The organism is Bradyrhizobium sp. LeoA1Lang (genome assembly GCF_055413685.1).
Genome location: NZ_JBVAPG010000166.1, coordinates 1 through 17,070, shown reverse-complemented (window position 1 = coordinate 17,070; position 17,070 = coordinate 1). Strand labels below are relative to the sequence as shown.

Annotated in this window: 12 protein-coding genes and 2 pseudogenes; 8 read left to right on the top strand and 6 right to left on the bottom strand. The window is 62.4% G+C overall.

Going from position 1 to position 17,070, the window contains the following annotated elements:
- The 4 genes and pseudogenes from ACZYOF_RS35650 to ACZYOF_RS35635 all read left to right on the top strand — a co-directional run.
- Positions 1 to 100 (top strand): annotated as a pseudogene (locus ACZYOF_RS35650) (IS110 family transposase); the annotation flags it as partial.
- Positions 101 to 490: 390 nt separating this feature from the next.
- Entirely contained in the window at positions 491 to 1,915 is a 1,425-nt protein-coding gene (locus ACZYOF_RS35645) for a hypothetical protein (RefSeq protein ID WP_463718686.1), read from the top strand.
- Between the two features lie 529 nt (positions 1,916 to 2,444).
- Positions 2,445 to 3,404: a hypothetical protein gene (locus ACZYOF_RS35640; protein ID WP_282532488.1), complete on the top strand. Its 960-nt coding sequence runs from the start codon at positions 2,445 to 2,447 to the stop codon at positions 3,402 to 3,404.
- 369 nt (positions 3,405 to 3,773) lie between these two features.
- Positions 3,774 to 3,957: pseudogene (locus tag ACZYOF_RS35635) on the top strand (SOS response-associated peptidase); the annotation flags it as partial.
- Here ACZYOF_RS35635 and ACZYOF_RS35630 read toward each other — a convergent pair.
- Positions 3,947 to 5,536: a glycosyltransferase family 39 protein gene (locus tag ACZYOF_RS35630; protein ID WP_463718688.1), complete on the bottom strand. Its 1,590-nt coding sequence runs from the start codon at positions 5,534 to 5,536 to the stop codon at positions 3,947 to 3,949. The pseudogene ACZYOF_RS35635 and the gene ACZYOF_RS35630 sit on opposite strands and share 11 nt — an antisense overlap.
- Before the next feature lie 380 nt (positions 5,537 to 5,916).
- Between ACZYOF_RS35630 and ACZYOF_RS35625 the strand changes: the two genes are divergently transcribed.
- Both ACZYOF_RS35625 and ACZYOF_RS35620 read left to right on the top strand, forming a co-directional pair.
- A complete protein-coding gene (locus tag ACZYOF_RS35625) occupies positions 5,917 to 7,653 on the top strand; it encodes an adenylate/guanylate cyclase domain-containing protein (protein WP_463718685.1) in 1,737 nt (578 codons plus the stop codon).
- A gap of 332 nt (positions 7,654 to 7,985) precedes the next feature.
- On the top strand, positions 7,986 to 8,186 hold the full coding sequence (locus ACZYOF_RS35620) for a cold-shock protein (protein ID WP_130583670.1): 201 nt from the start codon (positions 7,986 to 7,988) through the stop codon (positions 8,184 to 8,186).
- A gap of 117 nt (positions 8,187 to 8,303) precedes the next feature.
- On the opposite strand, the gene ACZYOF_RS35615 is transcribed toward ACZYOF_RS35620, so the two are convergent.
- The 5 genes from ACZYOF_RS35615 to ACZYOF_RS35595 all read right to left on the bottom strand — a co-directional run bounded on the left by ACZYOF_RS35615 (position 8,304) and on the right by ACZYOF_RS35595 (position 12,349).
- The gene (locus tag ACZYOF_RS35615) at positions 8,304 to 8,933 is read right to left on the bottom strand and encodes a hypothetical protein (protein ID WP_463718687.1); all 630 of its coding nucleotides are present in this window, start codon (positions 8,931 to 8,933) and stop codon (positions 8,304 to 8,306) included.
- A gap of 324 nt (positions 8,934 to 9,257) precedes the next feature.
- Complete coding sequence (locus ACZYOF_RS35610; RefSeq protein ID WP_463718684.1) at positions 9,258 to 9,926, bottom strand: siderophore-interacting protein; 669 nt, start codon at positions 9,924 to 9,926, stop codon at positions 9,258 to 9,260.
- A 132-nt stretch (positions 9,927 to 10,058) separates the two neighbouring features.
- Positions 10,059 to 10,748, bottom strand: coding sequence for an O-methyltransferase (locus ACZYOF_RS35605; RefSeq protein WP_463718683.1), 690 nt, complete (start codon positions 10,746 to 10,748; stop codon positions 10,059 to 10,061).
- A gap of 204 nt (positions 10,749 to 10,952) precedes the next feature.
- Positions 10,953 to 11,804: an AraC family ligand binding domain-containing protein gene (locus ACZYOF_RS35600; protein WP_463718682.1), complete on the bottom strand. Its 852-nt coding sequence runs from the start codon at positions 11,802 to 11,804 to the stop codon at positions 10,953 to 10,955.
- Between the two features lie 80 nt (positions 11,805 to 11,884).
- Positions 11,885 to 12,349: an Lrp/AsnC ligand binding domain-containing protein gene (locus tag ACZYOF_RS35595; RefSeq protein WP_130583583.1), complete on the bottom strand. Its 465-nt coding sequence runs from the start codon at positions 12,347 to 12,349 to the stop codon at positions 11,885 to 11,887.
- A 112-nt stretch (positions 12,350 to 12,461) separates the two neighbouring features.
- On the opposite strand from ACZYOF_RS35595, the gene putA reads away from it, so the two are divergent.
- Both putA and ACZYOF_RS35585 read left to right on the top strand, forming a co-directional pair.
- On the top strand, positions 12,462 to 15,470 hold the full coding sequence (putA, locus tag ACZYOF_RS35590) for a bifunctional proline dehydrogenase/L-glutamate gamma-semialdehyde dehydrogenase PutA (protein WP_463718681.1): 3,009 nt from the start codon (positions 12,462 to 12,464) through the stop codon (positions 15,468 to 15,470).
- A 204-nt stretch (positions 15,471 to 15,674) separates the two neighbouring features.
- Complete coding sequence (locus ACZYOF_RS35585; protein WP_463718680.1) at positions 15,675 to 16,880, top strand: CaiB/BaiF CoA transferase family protein; 1,206 nt, start codon at positions 15,675 to 15,677, stop codon at positions 16,878 to 16,880.
- The last annotated feature ends 190 nt before the right edge of the window (positions 16,881 to 17,070 follow it).

The following is a 17,070-nucleotide window of genomic DNA, read 5'->3' as shown; positions in this document are numbered from 1 at the left end:
GGAAAAAATGGTCATTCGCATTGCGCTCGCCCGTAAGCTCCTGGTCCGCCTCAACGCCAAAGCACGCGAGGCGCGTGCCGCTTACGCCAATGCAACTTGACAATCCAGATAGTCGCTCATCCGGCGCGCATTGCATGCGCGCCACCTTCCCCCACAAGGGAAAAAGGGGGAAATGGCCGAAGGCATTGAGAAGATAGGTTCTTTCCGCTTTCGGCCTCCGGGCGATACTGTAAACCGATACTGTATTTTCCGGGACGGGCCATCCGCAAAAAGCGGCCCGATCCCTTGGTCATTGGCTTGTTGCGTTTGAGCCGGGATAGGAGCCCGACGCGCATCTCCGACATCGGCCTTGATGTCGCGTGGATCGCGAAGAAGCCCCCGAGCACGTCACCAGAAAGCCGGAGCAGGTCGCGCGGACCTGATGGACGTTCTGGCGAAAAAGCGTAGGGATGGTTGTGTCTTTAGAATGCTTTCCATGGGGACACGATAGGTGACACTCATTGTAGCAGGCGTGACCGCCGGAAAGGGGTGGATTGTATCGGACACCCTGATAACGGGCGGCACCATCCAACTGCGAGATCGAGAATATCAAATAAAGTGCCTTCCGGCGAAGGATCGGCGGTCACTTGTTGCCTTTTCAGGCGACGCGCACAATGGCGCCGAGCTGATAGAACAAGCTGCGGCCATGCCAAGCGGCCAGAGTACAATCAGCGTCTTGTGTGAGGCACAAGCCGAAAATCCGGAGATCGATTTCCTTTATATGTTCTTGGAAGAGGGCACTGCGCGGCTTTTCAAGATATCCAACGGTAGCGCTCAGGAGGCGCCCGCAACATACATAGGCGAGAAGAGCGCGTTCGAACAATTTCAACACATTCGCCACGCGACTGAAATCGACCCGGTTCCAAAGTCTTTCGAGCATTTCATGTTTGGCAGCAGAGCGCCGAGCGAGCTTCCGGACGTCATGTCCACCGCCACAGTTTCGATGCTCCGGATGTTTCTACAACGAACGGAACGTGATGTTGGAGGATGGGCAGTGCCCTACGTCCTCATTCCCGAAGGCGCCTACATGTGTGGGTACGCGCACGCAGTTTCTGATCCAATCTTGGACAAGGTTCTGCCAGGCGCAGTTGTCCCTCACGGGACTGCGGAAGCCGGGGGTTACGGCTTGTCCGTGACGGAGCTTTCAGACCTTGAGGGCATGGTCATCTACCGCCGCCAAACACCGGGCGGATTAGTTTTGGTCCGTGAAGAGCGCGGCTACAGAACAGTTCGAATTGATGGTGCGCCCAACGAATTTCGCGCCAAGGCTTCCGATTTGCTTGGGAAGCCGGTTGACATTTTCTTCGGCGAGGATGTCCCGGATGGACTACCTGAGAGCATTGCCATCCTCCGTGATGACGATGGTCAACCGGCTGCTGCGATTGCAAAACGGGCCAACAACCTGTCGTTCTCGGTCCTAAACACTGCAACAGCGTTCAGAACGAGGGCGAAGCTCGACTTGAGCGGCGAGAAAAAGGGACCAAGACCGGTGACTGTACAAAACCTAACTTTGACGCTCGCTGACGACAGAAACCACGTCAAGCTGCAATTGCTGAACGATGGCAAGGTCGTCGGGGAGTCGGCACTAAGTGCGGATGAAATGGATGCCGTAATTGCCGGGCTCGGACAATTTCGCGCTGCACTAAACCAGCAGGTTCGTCCAGAGCCTGACCAAAGCGGCGGCGCGCAGGAACTTCTGATTGTCGATCCGGCTTGGCGCACCGTGCAATCTCCACATGCAGAAGTCGATGGAGTTGTAATGCGCCTGCGACATCTCGGCCTTGGGTGGGTTTCATTTCTTTTGCCGCGCCATGAGGGCCGCGCATTAGGTAGGTGGCTTGCGGATAACTGTGCCGAGCCCGCCAAGCCAGAATAGTGTCCCGAATTAAGACGGCTCGCGCCTCTAGCCGAGCGCGGAGGCGCGCCACGGTTCAACGCCCAATCTCGAAAGCGGACATTTCCACATCTGCGGCGTTCCGACCCGCGAGGGATTGAGAATTCTCTGGACGTCGATCGCGCCCGCGATCACGCCGCGAGTAAGTCATAGCAAGCGGATGAAAGTGAATCGCGCGGTGCTCGACGGCGTCGCGGCGGAGCTACGGCGGATCATCGGCAAGCCTGCACCGAAGGCCGTCGAACCGGATCAGCTTCGGCTCGTTGCCTAATCGAGCGAAGATCGGAAAAGTTTTCCGATTTGGCAGCCCGGTCAGCGTGAAGCTGGCCGGGCTTCGTAAAAGACACCGCTGATGTTTTTGCTGGGCGCGCGGAAGGGTTTATGTGCAGATAGGTCGGCTGCGCGGTCACTGGTCGCCTAGACCGCAGCGGCGCTTTCACCGGCGGCTGCACGGCTTGGTTGTAGCGACAGCCAATTGTATGTAGAGTGTCCGCTGGGGGCTAGTATTTCGATGGACGCAGGTGATTACAGGAAAAGCGCCGATGCCCTCGGCGGGATATTAGACGACGCAACTCGAAGATGGCAGTTCGAGAACATTTGCGGTGAGGCCGTAACTTACGAGCTGGGGGCACAATTCGGTGACGATTGCGCGGAGAAACCTGGTCTTTATGGGTTTCTCCTGAAGAGGATGGCTAAAGCCGCCTCAGATTACGCACTGCCGAAAGAGGCTGATCCGCGTGATTTTGAAGAGAATGTTTTGAATGCTGCTCTAGAGATCGTCAGATCGTTGCGGTTTGCTTTCGTCCGCTATGGCTCGGATAGCTCGTCGCCAAATTTCTGGGACGGCAACGCAAATCCGCTCGACAAAATACGAGCAAAGCAGGTCCCTTATATCGATCGCTCACAGCTTGAATGTGTGATCGGCGACTACTTGGCACTCCCGTATCGTTGCCAAGCTCTGGACCGTTTTCTTGTCCGCGCTCTAATTGCAATGGAACTCTACGCTTTTGGCGACGAGATGCTCAACGAAGAAACATTCGGGCTGTTTCCGGCGAGGTCTCCATTGAAGCAACGCCACGCATTGCTCCAATATTTGAAGGGCCAACTCGTCAATGGCGTTCTCTTCGGCGGAATTGCAGCGCTCGCACTTTGGGCAAGTTCGAGCCGATGGATCGGAGTGAGCACCGCGGAATGGATTGCGGGGGTATGCGGGTTCCTGTTCTTGGCGTTTGCGTCAATAAGCACGTTCGGCCTGCCTTTCTGGTGGTATGCCCAAGCCATGGCGCGGCGGCGCGTTCGGAAATTGCTTGCGACAATGTCTACACTCTACAATGAACAAAGGTCAGATGGCCCGATTAGCGCTCAATATGTTCGGGACCGAGCGAACGACGCGGCTAAACAGGGGGTCGTGTGGCCCGCACCTCTATTTGCGTTGCTGGACGATATTATTTCGCGCACCGGACGCTTCTAGGCGCGTACGACGTCGCCGAAAGAGACGGCGCGTTCCGCGCGGCAATGGAACTGGGCCAAGCATCCAAATGCCATCTATGGGGACAAAATGACACAAGACAAACTCGACGAACTCAACGAACGCGTAGCGTGGCTAGAACGTAAGATGGTTCGGGTGCTTTGGCTCTTGGTATCTGCGACCTCAGGGTTCGCAGGCTTCATGGTCGCCTACACCATCGACAAGTCCCTTGGCTGGCCCTCGATACTTGTAGCGGTCGGGATATGGCTCACGGCTGGGTTCATCTTGAAGCGGCAAGAGTTTAAGGGCGCTCCGAGGCACATCCAATTTATCGACCCTTAATATCTATCGAAGGCTCCGAGCGTCAATTCGGGGCCGCATCTGGTCAACGGCTTCCTGATAACCGCGCCTAATGCCGTGGTCGAGCCGATCCACCCCAAGGCCATGCCGGTGATCCTAACCACCGACGAGGAGCGCGACGTGTGGAATGCGAGCGCCGGGGGATGAGGCTAAGGCATTGCAGCGGTCGTTGCCGGAGGACGCGATCAGGATCGTGATGAGCGAGGCGCGAGTTGATGCGCCCTCGCCCCTTGTGGGAGAGGGCTGCTCCGGCCATGTGTATCACCTTCTCCCACAAGGGGAGAAGGTGAAATCAGCATCGCCAGCATGCGCCAGCGGAATAGCGGCGAATCCGGTGGCGGCGAGAGTTCTGGGGTGTAGCCGGTGAGCTTTTCCAGCGAAAAGCTGTCCATCACCATGCCGCGCCAGACGCGCTCGACGCGTTCGAGCGGCTGGCGCGCGGCGCCCGCCGAATCCAAGAATGGCATCTGGCTGTCGAGCTCGCGCACGACATAGATGCCGGCGTGATCCCTGATGCGGTCCATGCCGGGATCGCGAAAGCCCTGGAAGCGGCCGCGCTCGTTGAGCTGGACCACGGGCACGCGGCCATTGAAGAACCAGCGCAGCATCGCATAGGTGCGGTAGTCAGTGGTCGCAATCCATGTCGCGCCTTGCTTCTGCAATTGATCTTCGACGCGCGCGGCGAGTTCTCGGTAGCCGGCTTCGCCGCCGATCGGATCGGTGCGGCCGATGAGATTGAAGGGCGTTGCGACATAATAGACGAACACGCAGACGACAAAGGCGATACCGGAGATCACAGCGATCCGCGCCCAGGAGATGGTCGCGCGGATCATCCATTTCGGAAAACCTTCGCGCGGCAGCATCGCGATGTTGATGGCGGTGGCGGCAAAGCCGGCGGGCCACAGGAACATCGGCCAGGTGTCGCCGACCCGAAGCGTCAGCGACTTCCACAGGAAATAGAAGAACGGCACGATCACCGCGGTCGAGAGCAGGATCGCCACCGGCTCGCGGGTGCGGTAGCCACGCCATGCGGTGAGCGTCACGCCCGACAGCACCACCGGCAACACCACGAATCCGACCAGGCCGAGTTGCAGCGCGAAAAACTCACCCAAGGTGCGGAGCGAGAACGGATGGTCGGCGGTGGCGCGCACCGCCTGGAAGCGGAACGAAGCCCAATCATGCTGGGAATTCCAAATCAGCACCGGCGAGAACACGAGGATCGCGACCACGATCGCAAGATAAGGATAGGGGCTGGAGAGCCAGCGCCACCGCCAGGACGGCACCAGAATGAACGCCACGACTGCCGGCACCAGCATGATCGCGGTGAATTTCGACAGCAGCGCGAGCCCACCGAACAGGCCGGCGGCGAGCCACCAGCGCCCGTCGCCGCTTTCGGTGAGCCGTACCAGCGACCACAACATCGCGACCGCAAACGGAATCATCGCGATGTCCGGCGCGACCTTCGCCATCAAGAGACCGTAATAGAGCGCGGCCTCGGGCAACAGCAGCGCCAGCACGATCGCCCTGAAATCATGGGTGACGCGGCGGACGATGTCCGCGAGCAGGAGTTGGGTCGCCAACAGCGCCAGAATGCCGGCGAAGCGCGCGCCGAGATTGGTGTCGCCGAAGATCGCGGTGCCGAAGCGGACGAACCAGGCGATCATGGGGGGATGATCGAGGAACGACAGCACGTTCTCCTTCGACCAGGTCCAGTAATAGGCCTCGTCCGTGCGCAGGTCGAGCACGGCCGCATAGATCAGGCGCAGAACCGTCATCGCCGCGATCAAGGCGATCACGACGGGCCATGATGGCGCGGAAGGATAGTCGTCCGGCGTTGCGCGGCCGGCTTTGAGCGGGATCTTCGTCACGGCCGCGCTTTTCCTAGACTCCCAGCGGGGTGTCAACGTGTCGCGGGAAAAGAATGATAGGCGGGCGTTCCGGCAGGCCGGCCATGGACTGGTGCGCAAACCTGGGCGTGGCGGGCGTGAAATGCGGCCTCTTCCACGAGGGAGCGGCGGATTTGAGAATTCGGAAGCATTATACGATTTGGCTATAATGGAGCGGCACGGGGCCAGGACGGCGTACGAGGCCAGGACGGCGACAGTGTTCGGCAGGGAATAAGGCATTAGATTTGACGATAGTAGCTACGGATCACATGGCCTCCTCTGCGCGCCAGCAATTACGAGAATTTTTCCGCGGCATCGGCTTGCGGCAGGTTCGGCTCGCCTGCGGCACTATTCTGTTCGCCTATCTGGTCAGCCATTTCCTCAATCACGCGCTCGGCAATATCTCGCTGGACGCGCTGGCCTGGGGCGTCAACTGGCACACCGCCTTCTGGCAATTCCCGCCCGTTGCCTTCATTTTCTACGGCGCATGCCTCGTGCATTCCGGGCTCGGCATCTGGGCGCTGTATCAGCGCCGACAGTTCGGCTGGAAGGCGATCGAGCCGCTTCAACTGCTGTTGGGCTTGAGCATTCCTTTCCTGATCATCGCCCATATCGTCGGCGTGCGCCTCGGCCAGACGCTGTACGGGCACGAGAAGCTCTATCCGCAGGAACTCTATATATTCTTCATCGGCGCGAGACAGAGGCTGTTGCCGATGCTCGCGGTGCTCGTCATCGCCTGGGTACACGGCTGCATCGGGCTTTATTTCTGGCTGAGGATGCGCCGCTTCTTCAAGCGCGCGGCGCCGTTTCTGCTGGCGGCCGCCGTGCTGATCCCGACGCTGGCGCTGCTTGGCGTCTACCAGGGCGGACGCACCGTGATCGCCGACAGCATCGATCCCGCGTGGCGGCACGACAACCTGTCCGCGCAACATGTCGGCACGCTGGAGCAGGCTGATATGCTCGACCGCATCACCAGCGGCATGACGATCGGCTATGTCGGCCTGCTTGGCCTGGTGCTGCTCGCGCGCGGCGGACGCGCCATCCTCGAGCGGCGCGGCGGCATGATCAGCCTGTCCTACGGCAATGGCCGCATCGTCCGGGTGCCCAAGGGATTGAGCGTGCTGGAGGCGAGCCTGCGCCACAACGTGCCGCATGCCTCCGTCTGCGGCGGCCGCGCGCGCTGCTCGACCTGCCGCATCCGCATCATCGGCGACTGCAGCATGCTGCCCGAACCTTCGCCGCGCGAGGCCTTCGTGCTCAGCCGCGTCGGATCGACCGATCCCTCGATCCGACTCGCCTGCCAGCTCAAGCCGACCACCGACCTCTCCTTCTTCCAACTCTTCACGCCGCACACGATGTCGGCCACTGCGCATGCGTCGAACCCGACGCGGATCGGGCAAGAGCGCTATCTCGTCAGCCTGTTCGTCGACATGCGCGGCTCGACGCAGCTTGCGGAGACGCGGCTGCCGTTCGACACCGTCTTCATCGTCAACCGCTTCCTCAGCGCGGTGTCGCAGGCGGTGATCGAGAGCGGCGGCCAGCCCAACCAGTTCGTCGGCGACGGCATGCTGGCGCTGTTTGGCCTCGCGAGCAGCCGGCAACAGGCCTGCCGGCAGGCGCTGCGCGCGGCGGCACAGATCGGCAAGAACATCGACGAATTGAACCAGTTCCTGAGCCATGACCTGCCCGAGCCGATCCGCTTCGGCATCGGCATCCATGGCGGCGAGGTGATCGTCGGCGACATCGGCTATCGCGACCACATGGTGTTCACCGCGCTCGGCGACGCCGTCAATGTCGCGGCGCGATTGCAGGACATGACCAAGACGCTTGGCTGCGAAGCCATCTTCTCCGAGGAGGTGCGCATCACCGCGGGCCTCACCGCCGATGCGCTTCCCGAACAGGAAGTCGCGATCCGCGGCCGCAACGAGCCGATGACCGTGCGCACCGTCGACGACACGCACACACTGTCCGCGCTGGTCAACGGCGATCAGGTCGTTGCGGCCTGATTATCGTCTGTTAGTCGCACCGTTCGGCGATCGCTGCCGCATCGTCAACGTCGGCGTGCGCTGATCGTGAGCGCTGACTTACCAAGCTCCGGCCGTGACAGATGCCCGAGACTTGCCGCGATTGGCCGATCTTTTCCACGGGAATGAATGGGAAATAGGCAAAACGGCGCAAAAGCGCCGCGAAACGGCGTGTTTCCGCCAAAATCACGCGTGAGCTTTGCGCTACCAAGCGCGACGCAATCTGCGTTATCCTGCGCCTTGCGAACATGCCGGGGTGTGCGGGGACCGGCCCGTTCGTTTTATTATTTGATTTTCCGCCGGAGACGACGTGAATGGCTAAAGGTACTGTAAAATGGTTCAACCCGACCAAGGGCTACGGGTTCATTCAACCCGCATCGGGTGGCAAGGACATATTCGTTCATATCTCAGCGGTTCAGAAGGCCGGCCTTACGACGCTCAATGAAGGGCAGTCGGTCGAGTACGACGAGATCGCCAACCGCGGCCGGACATCGGCGGAGAATTTGAAAGTCTAGCATCATCGACGAAGGTCGCACTCTCGGGGATGCGTCCGGGAGTGACGTCCAAACAAATTGCAACAGAGGGAAACGTTCACAAGGAGCTGAGCGCGCGCATCCGCGCGTCGGCCACTTTCAGTCCTCCGTCACCCATTTGGCGACGGGCATGACATCCGGCGGCTGCAGATAGCCGCGTGGCCAGAGATCGACGGCCCATTCCACCTTGGTGGCGCGCTCGACCAGCACCGCGGTGTTGTGCGGCGTCTGCAGCACCAGCGTGTTGCCGCGGTAATGCGGATCGCCAACGATGTGGTGCTTCAATAGATTCCATTGCTGCAGGACCAGCAGCAGGCTCGTGGTGTTGCGGGTGGTGTCCCAGCAATCGTAATTGTGCTTGTCGTCGAAATAGCGGAAATCGGCTTTCGCCACCCGCTTGTCGGTGCCGATGATCGGACCCATGCGACGGTCGAACCACGTCACCGCTTTTTGCACCGCAGCACGCTCGGCCGCCGCGGAGGCGCTGCCCGCATTCATGATCTGCGTCAGCGCGGCGCGGTCGGCGGCGCTGAAATCCAGGATCTCGCGGCGGCGGCAGACGAAGCCGTAGCAGACCGTCATTGCGTTCGCCGAGGGCGGATAGATCGACACCGACGTGTAGAGCGCCTCGACCGCCGCGCTAATCTCGGCGGAAGCCGCAGGATATGCAAAGAGCGCCAGCAGGCCCGCGCAGAAGCCCGCGAGCGTTGAGCGTGGGCCGTGCTGCATCGATCGATCGGTGTCGCTCATGAAACCTGCACCCCAGAAGCGTTTTCGAGCGAAGTGGATACCGGTTCGCTTGAAGAAAACGCAACAAAACAAGAATCCAGAGCTTGGGTTCTGATTCCATCAGGACCAGAGCTCCAGGAGGGGTTTGAGGATTAGCGTGGCCTCTCGATCCTGCCAATATGCCGGATAAGAGCCTGTGGATCACATCGCGCGTGGCAGACCTTCCAAATTTTAGCATGTCAATTTGAACATGATCTCCGCGCAAACGCTTCGCGTTTGTCGCGAGGGGAAACCGCCCCCCCCCCCACTTTTCCGGATCATGCTTTAGTCCAACCCGATCTTGCCCTGCGCCCAATAGGCCTTGGTCTTCACCCGCGATGATGCGACGCCGGCTGCTTTCAAGGCGCGGCTTACGCGCTGGATCGACGATGCCTTGCCTGTAAGAATGAAATGCGCGCCGCTTGCGGCAAGGCGCAACATTTCGGCTTCGGCCGCGGCAAGATGGGCGTCGTCGGCGGTGCGCTCCATCAACGTTGCTTGGCCGAGGCCGATCGCCTCCAGCACCGGCCGCGACTCCGCGACATCCGAGGCCTCGAACACATGGATTGCACCGTCAAGCTGCAGGCTGTCGCGCAGTGCCGCCGCCAGGCCGAACGAGGTTTCATCGCCGAACAGGACCACCGGCGATTCGAGACCGGATAGATCGAGCGAGCGGCGCGGACCGAAGAATTGGCAGGCGTCGCCTTCGCGCAGGCCGCTTGCCCATCGGCTGCCGGGACCGTCGCCATGCGCGAAGGTGAGCATTCGTGTCCTGCCGCTGTCGGCGTGCCACGACATCGGCGTGTAGGTCCGCGCGCTAAGGCCCGAGCCCATCGAGACCTGGACCTTTTGGCCAGCCGTCCAGGCGACGTTCCTGAGCGCTTCGCTTTCGAGGTCGACCAGCCGAAAGTGCGGCGAGAGCGTCTCGACTGCGGCAACGCGCGCAGGACGCATCAGCCATCGCAGCAACATCCGCGTGACTCGACCCGGCGGGGCGAGCGGCGGCGCAGAATTTTCCGGCCCGTGGGCGGGTTGGGTCAAAGGTTGGCTCCTTGCACCGAAATTTCGACGTCGCTGCCGCGCGGATCACTTCGTCTTGACGGTGACTTCGTTGCCGCGCCCCGGATCGAACGACAGCGGCAGTGAGAGATAGCCGTTCTGCGGATCGCGCACGTAGTCGATATAGCCGAAGCCTTCCTCGAAGGCGTTCTCGCCCATGATCATCGCGCCGGGCTTCAGATGGGGCTCCACCAGCTTGAGAATGGGAAGATAGAGGGTGAAGGCGCCGTCGAGCATCAGCATGTCGATGTCGCCGCCGACGCCGGGTCTGAGGGTTTCCCGCGCATCGCCGACCCGAAACTCGACCAGGTCGGCCAGCCCGGCAGCGGCGACGTTCGCTTGCGCCCGCTCGACCTTGCTGGGCTCGAGATCGGTTCCGATCAGGCGGCCGCCGCCCATGTCGCGCAACGCCGCCGCCATGTAGATGGCGGAAACCCCCATTGAAGAGCCGAACTCCACGATGCGCTTGGCCTTGCAGCTACGGGCGCACATGTAGAGAAACCGCCCGAATTCCGGGGAGACATTCAGGAAATTGCCAGCGAGGCCGTGATAGAGTCCCGTCAGATCCTTGGTCTCAGCTTCGATGAACTGGCTGATCGCCTCGCCATTGGTCGTCTCGCTCATGTAAGCCTGCATCAGAGGCGCGTCGGCGGCTTCCGCTTCCTGATGAAGACATTGGAGAACCTCCGCGACCGGGCCGCTGCTGAGTGAATCCATGTTCCGGGCTCTTCTCTCTTTGTTTGAGCATGATCTCCGCGCAAACGCTTCGCGTTTGTCGCGAGGGAAAACCGGTTTCCACTTTTCCGGATCATGCTCTGGAATGCGCCCGCCGGCGCGCCAGCGTGTTAGCGTCAGAGCCAGGATAGGAAATTGCCGACCTGACCGCATTCCGCAAACGGGACAAAATATTGCGATTTCTGGTCAATACCAGCGAGGGGATTTGTCCGAAGCCGGACAGAGATCATGCGGCAATCCGGCGGTCCGCCAGATACCGGGCGGGCGGCTTGCCCAGGGCCTTGCGGAACATGGTGACGAAGGCGCTCGCGCCCTCATAGCCGAGATCGAGCGCCACAGTCTGGACTGACGCCCCTTCGGCGAGACGCTGCAGCGCAATGAGGATGTGGAGCTGCGGCCGAAGCTCATGCCGGTCTCGCGTTTCAGGGCGCGGGTCAAGGTCCGCGGGGCGACGGCCATGCGCCGGCCCCAGTCGTCGATCGTCGCGCGGTCGGAAGGGTCGGCCATCATCGCGGCGGCGATCCTACGCAGCCTGGCATCGACCGGCATCGGAAAGTTCAGCTTCTCGACGGGCGCCAGCGACAGTTGGTTGAGCAGCACAGTGGCGATCCGGCCGTCGGCGCCATCGACATCGTACAGGACCGGCATCTGGGCAACGTGCAGCAGCAAACGCTCCAGCAAGGGCGAGATCGACAGCGTGCAGCATCGCCTGGGCAGCGCCGGCGCCGCATCCGGTTCGACGAACAGGCAATATACCTCGACATTTCCGGCGAGGGACACGCTGTGGGGAAGATTGCCGGGAATCCACACCGCACAGCGCGGCGGCACGATCCAGACACCTTGGTCGGCTTCGCACCTGACGACGCCCCGCAAGGTCAGGACAAGCTGGGCCTTCCGATGCTCGTGCATGGCGAGCTCCATGCCCTTCGTGACCATGTAGCCGCCGAAAACGGCGACGGCGCGTGGCACGTCCTCCGGAGAGAAACCGACGCCATCCGCGGAGTCGAGGTCGTTTTCCTCGTGACGATAGAACGGCATGGCGGGTGACGATCGATCCGAATGCGATTGACCAGATCAGACAATATCAGTCCGCGATTGCGACTTTCAACACGGAGGCCCTAGGAGACCGGCAGCGGCGCGTCGCGCTTGACCTCTTCCATCACGGCGTAAGTGCGCGTCTCCTTCACGCCGGGGAGCGCGAGCAGGCTCTCGCCGAGGAAGCGGCGATAGGCGGTCATGTCGGCGACGCGCGCCTTGACCAGATAATCGAAGCCGCCGGCCACCATGTGGCACTCCAGGACTTCCGGCGCGGCCCGCACGGCGTGGGCGAACTTTTCGAAGACATCGGGCGTGGTCTTGTCGAGCATCACCTCGACGAACACGAGCAGCCCGAGGCCGAGCCGGTGCGGATTGAGGCGGGCACCGAACCCCTCGACAAATCCCTCGCGCTGCAGCCGTTTCAGCCGCTCGCCGACCGAGGTCGGGGACAGGCCAATGCGCTCTGCCAGCTCGACATTGGCGATTCGGCCGTCGTCCTGCAGAATTTCGAGGATTTTGCGGTCTATTTTATCAAGTTCCGGCATATATCAGCCATAGCGCCTATATTTCCTGATTTTCTAAGCCATATGTACGAATTTGTCTATCGAAATACGGTTCGGATGGAAGTAACGTCTTGGTGGGTCTGAGGAAAACGCCATGCCGGTCGAATACGCTTCTCTTCCACCTTTCAGCGCGGCCTATGCGCCGGACGATGTCGCGATCGCGGCGCGGCTGCTGCTGGATGCGCGGCTTGGCGCGGAGCAGGAAGCACGGATCGACGCCACCGCGACGCGGCTGATCGAGGCGATCCGCACCAATGACGATCCGCTCGGCGGCATCGAGGACATGCTGCGCGAATTCGCGCTCTCAACGAAGGAGGGCCTGGCGCTGATGGTGCTGGCGGAAGCCCTGCTGCGCGTGCCCGATGCGCGCACCGCCGACCTGTTCATCGAGGACAAGCTGGCTCAGGGCGATTTCGTCCGTCACGAGACCAAATCGAGCGCGTTCCTGGTCAATGCCTCGGCCTGGGCGCTCGGCATGTCCGCGCGGGTGATTCAGCCCGGCGAGACCCCGCAGGGTACGATCGGACGACTGACAAAACGGCTCGGCGCGCCGGCGGTGCGCGCCGCCACGCGGCAGGCGATGCGGCTGATGGGCAGCCACTTCGTGCTCGGCGAGACCATCGAGGCAGCGCTGTCGCGGGCGAATTCGCAGTCGGCTGAGAGGCCGCGCTATTCCTTCGACATGCTCGGCGAAGGTGCGCGCACCGCCGAGGATGCCGAACGCTACTTCAACTCCTATGCGCGCGCGATCGAGGCGATCGGGCGCGCGGCGGACAACCGTGCCCTGCCCGACCGGCCCGGCATTTCCGTCAAACTCTCCGCCCTGCATCCGCGCTTCGAGGCGGTGAGCCACGGTCGCGTGATGCGCGAGCTGGTGCCGCGGCTGGTCGAACTTGCGCGGCAGGCCAAGGCCTTCAACCTGAACTTCACCGTCGATGCCGAGGAAGCCGACCGGCTGGAATTGTCGCTCGACGTGATCGCCGCGGCGTTTGCCGACGATGCGCTTGCCGGCTGGGACGGCTTCGGCCTCGCGATCCAGGCCTATCAAAAGCGCGCCGGTGAGGTGATCGACTATGTCGACCAGCTCGCGCGAAGCGCGAACCGCCGGATGATGGTGCGGCTGGTCAAGGGCGCCTATTGGGACACCGAGATCAAGCGCGCGCAGGAGCGCGGGCTCGACGACTATCCGGTGTTCACCCGCAAGACGTTGACCGATTTGAACTACATCGCCTGCGCAAAGAAACTGTTGGCGTTGCGGCCGCGTCTGTTTCCGCAATTCGCGACCCACAACGCGCTCACCGTCGCGACCATCTTGGAACTCGCCGGCGACGGCAGCAGCTTCGAATTCCAGCGCCTGCATGGCATGGGCGAAGCGCTTTATGCGCAGCTTGCCATGGACCGTTCCGACATCGCCTTCCGCACCTATGCGCCGGTCGGCAGCCATCGCGACCTGCTCGCCTATCTGGTGCGGCGCTTGCTCGAGAACGGCGCCAATTCGTCCTTCGTCGCGCTCGCGGCCGATGAGGCGGTGCCCGTAAAGACATTGCTGCGCCGGCCGGCCGACATCATCGGCACGGCAGAGCATGCGCGGCATCCGAACATCCCGCCGCCGCAGGATCTCTATCGGCCGGAGCGGCAGAATTCGCGCGGCATCGAGTTCGGCGAACGCGCCGCACTGAATCGCCTGTTATCGGCGATCGGCACCGAAACAGTGCCGGCTGGACGTATCGTCGAATCGACTGCGGAAAAAGCGAATGCTGCGGTCGCCGCGGCGCGCGGCGGTTTTGCCCGCTGGAGCCGGACGCCGGCCGAGACGCGCGCGAAAATCCTCGAACGCGCCGCGGAGCTCCTGCAGCAACGCGCCGCGCATTTCATCGCGCTGCTGCAGCGCGAAGGCGGCAAGACGCTGGATGACGCGCTCTCCGAGGTGCGGGAGGCTACCGATTTCTGCCGCTACTACGCCGCGCAGGGTCGCAAGCTGTTCGGCGACGGCGAGGCGATGCCGGGACCGACCGGTGAGAGCAACGTGCTCGTCTTGCGCGGCCGCGGCGTCTTCGTCGCGATCTCGCCGTGGAATTTTCCATTGGCGATCTTCCTAGGGCAGGTGACGGCCGCATTGATTGCGGGCAATTCGGTGGTGGCAAAGCCGGCCGAGCAGACGCCGTTGATCGCGTCTGAGGCGGTAGCGCTACTGCACGAGGCGGGCGTGCCTGCTTCTGCCCTGCAGCTCGTGCAGGGCGACGGCCGGATCGGCGCGGCACTGGTGGCGCATCCGGACATCGCAGGCGTCGTCTTCACCGGCTCGACCGAAGTCGCGCGTTCGATCAACCGCACGCTGGCCGCCAAGGATGGCCCGATCGTGCCGCTGATCGCGGAGACCGGCGGCATCAATGCGATGATCGTCGATGCCACCGCGCTCCCCGAGCAGGTTGCCGACGACGTCGTGACCTCGGCGTTCCGCTCCGCCGGACAGCGCTGTTCGGCGCTGCGGCTGCTGTTCGTCCAGGACGACGTCGCCGACCGCACAATCGAGATGATCGCCGGCGCCGCGCGCGAATTGAAACTCGGCGATCCCACCGATCCCTCAACCCACGTCGGACCGGTGATCGATGCGGAAGCAAAACAGCGGCTCGATGCGCACATCGCAGGGATGAAGCGGGAGGCGCGCGTGCATTTCGCCGGCACTGCGCCGGAGGGCAATTTCGTCGCGCCGCACATCTTCGAACTGGCGAGCGCAAGCCAGCTCACCAAGGAGGTGTTCGGCCCGATCCTGCACGTGGTGCGCTACCGCGCGGAAAATCTTGGTGACGTGCTGCGCGCGATCGAGGCGACGGGCTACGGACTGACGCTCGGCATCCACTCGCGCATCGACGACGCCGTCGAGGATATCGTCGAGCGCCTTTCGGTCGGTAACATCTACGTCAACCGCAACATGATCGGCGCCGTCGTCGGCGTGCAGCCGTTCGGCGGTTGCGGCCTCTCCGGCACCGGTCCCAAGGCCGGCGGCCCGCATTATTTGGCGCGGTTTGCGACCGAGCAGACAGTGACCGTCAACACGGCCGCCGCCGGTGGCAATGCGGCGCTGCTCGCGGGCGGGGACTAGCCAGTTTCGTAGTGTGGGCAAAGCGCAGCGTGCCGACCAAAGGTGGGCACGCTAACGCTTTGCCCACCCTACGGCACCGCGGTCGTCGCGAACCCGTTGCATCCCCCACCCTACATGGGTCAAATGTCGCTTCCTCGGGATCATCGGCAGCGGTAATTCCGCCTCACGAACAACAGCAACAAACGTCACGGGAGCGACGGCACGATGGAAAAAGGTATCTTTGAAGGCTTGAAGGTTCTGGACTGCGCGAGCTTCATTGCGGCGCCGGCGGCCGCGACCGTGCTGTCCGACTTCGGGGCCGATGTGATCAAGATCGAGCCACCCGGGGCCGGCGATCCCTACCGCAACCTGCCGAACCTGCCCGGCTATCCCCATACCGAGCACAATTTCGCCTGGCTCCTGGAGGCGCGCAACAAGAAGAGCCTGGCGCTCGACCTCACCAAGCCAGAGGCGCAGGCGGTGCTGTACAAGCTCGTCGCCGAGGCCGACGTCTTCATCACCAACATGCCGCCGCAGGTGCGCGCCAAGCTCGGCATCACTTATGACCATCTCGCCCATCTCAACGACCGCCTGATCTACGCCTCCTTCACCGGCTACGGCGAAAAAGGCGAGGAAGCCAACAAGCCGGGCTTCGACAGCAACGCCTATTGGGCGCGTTCCGGACTGATGGATTTGGTGCGCGCCGACGAGGACACCACGCCCGCGCGCTCTGTTGCCGGCATGGGCGACCACCCCTGCGCGATGGCGTTCTACGGCGCGATCGTCACCGCGCTGTTCAAGCGCGAGCGCACCGGCAAGGGCTCGCATGTCTCGACCAACCTGATGGCGAATGGCGTCTGGGCCAACAGCGTGCTGGCACAGGCAAAGCTTTGCGGCGCGAAATTCTCCAAGCGCAAGCCGCGCGAAGAGGCGCTGAACGCGGTGACCAACCACTACAAGTGCAAGGACGGGCGCTGGATCATCCTGTCGCTGCTCAACGAGGAGCGGCAATGGCCGACGCTGGCGCGCTGCCTCGGCCGCGAGGACCTCGTCACCGACGAGCGTTTCGCCACCAAGGCCGGCCGCCATGCGCGCTCGGTGGAACTGATCAAGATCCTCGACGAAATCTTCGTAACCAGAGACCTCGCCGAGTGGCGCAAGATCCTCGACGGCAATGGCCTCGTGTTCGGCGTGGTCGGCATCCTCGACGACATCCCTGATGACAAGCAGATGATCGAGAACGAGGTGCTGGTGCGGTTCGAGAACGACACCATGCTGACCGTCAACAGCCCGATCTTCATCGACGGAGAGAAAAAGGTGCAGCCGCGCAAGCCGCCGGAAGTCGGCGAGCACTCCGACGAGATCCTGCGGCAGGCGGGCTATGACGAGGCCGCGATCAGCAAGCTGCGCGCAAGCGGCGCGGTGGCGTGATCGCCGACCCTTCCTTGTGGCCAATGGCTGAGCTGCCCTCTCCCACAAGGGGAGAGGGCGCAACGGTCCTGACCGGCTACATGGGTAACAGAATAGACCGGCGACATGGGTAACAGGTCAACTGGTCGGCAAGGAGGACCTTGCCGATGGGGTGGAAGGAGACCTGTACCGTGGAAGAGCGGATGCGGTT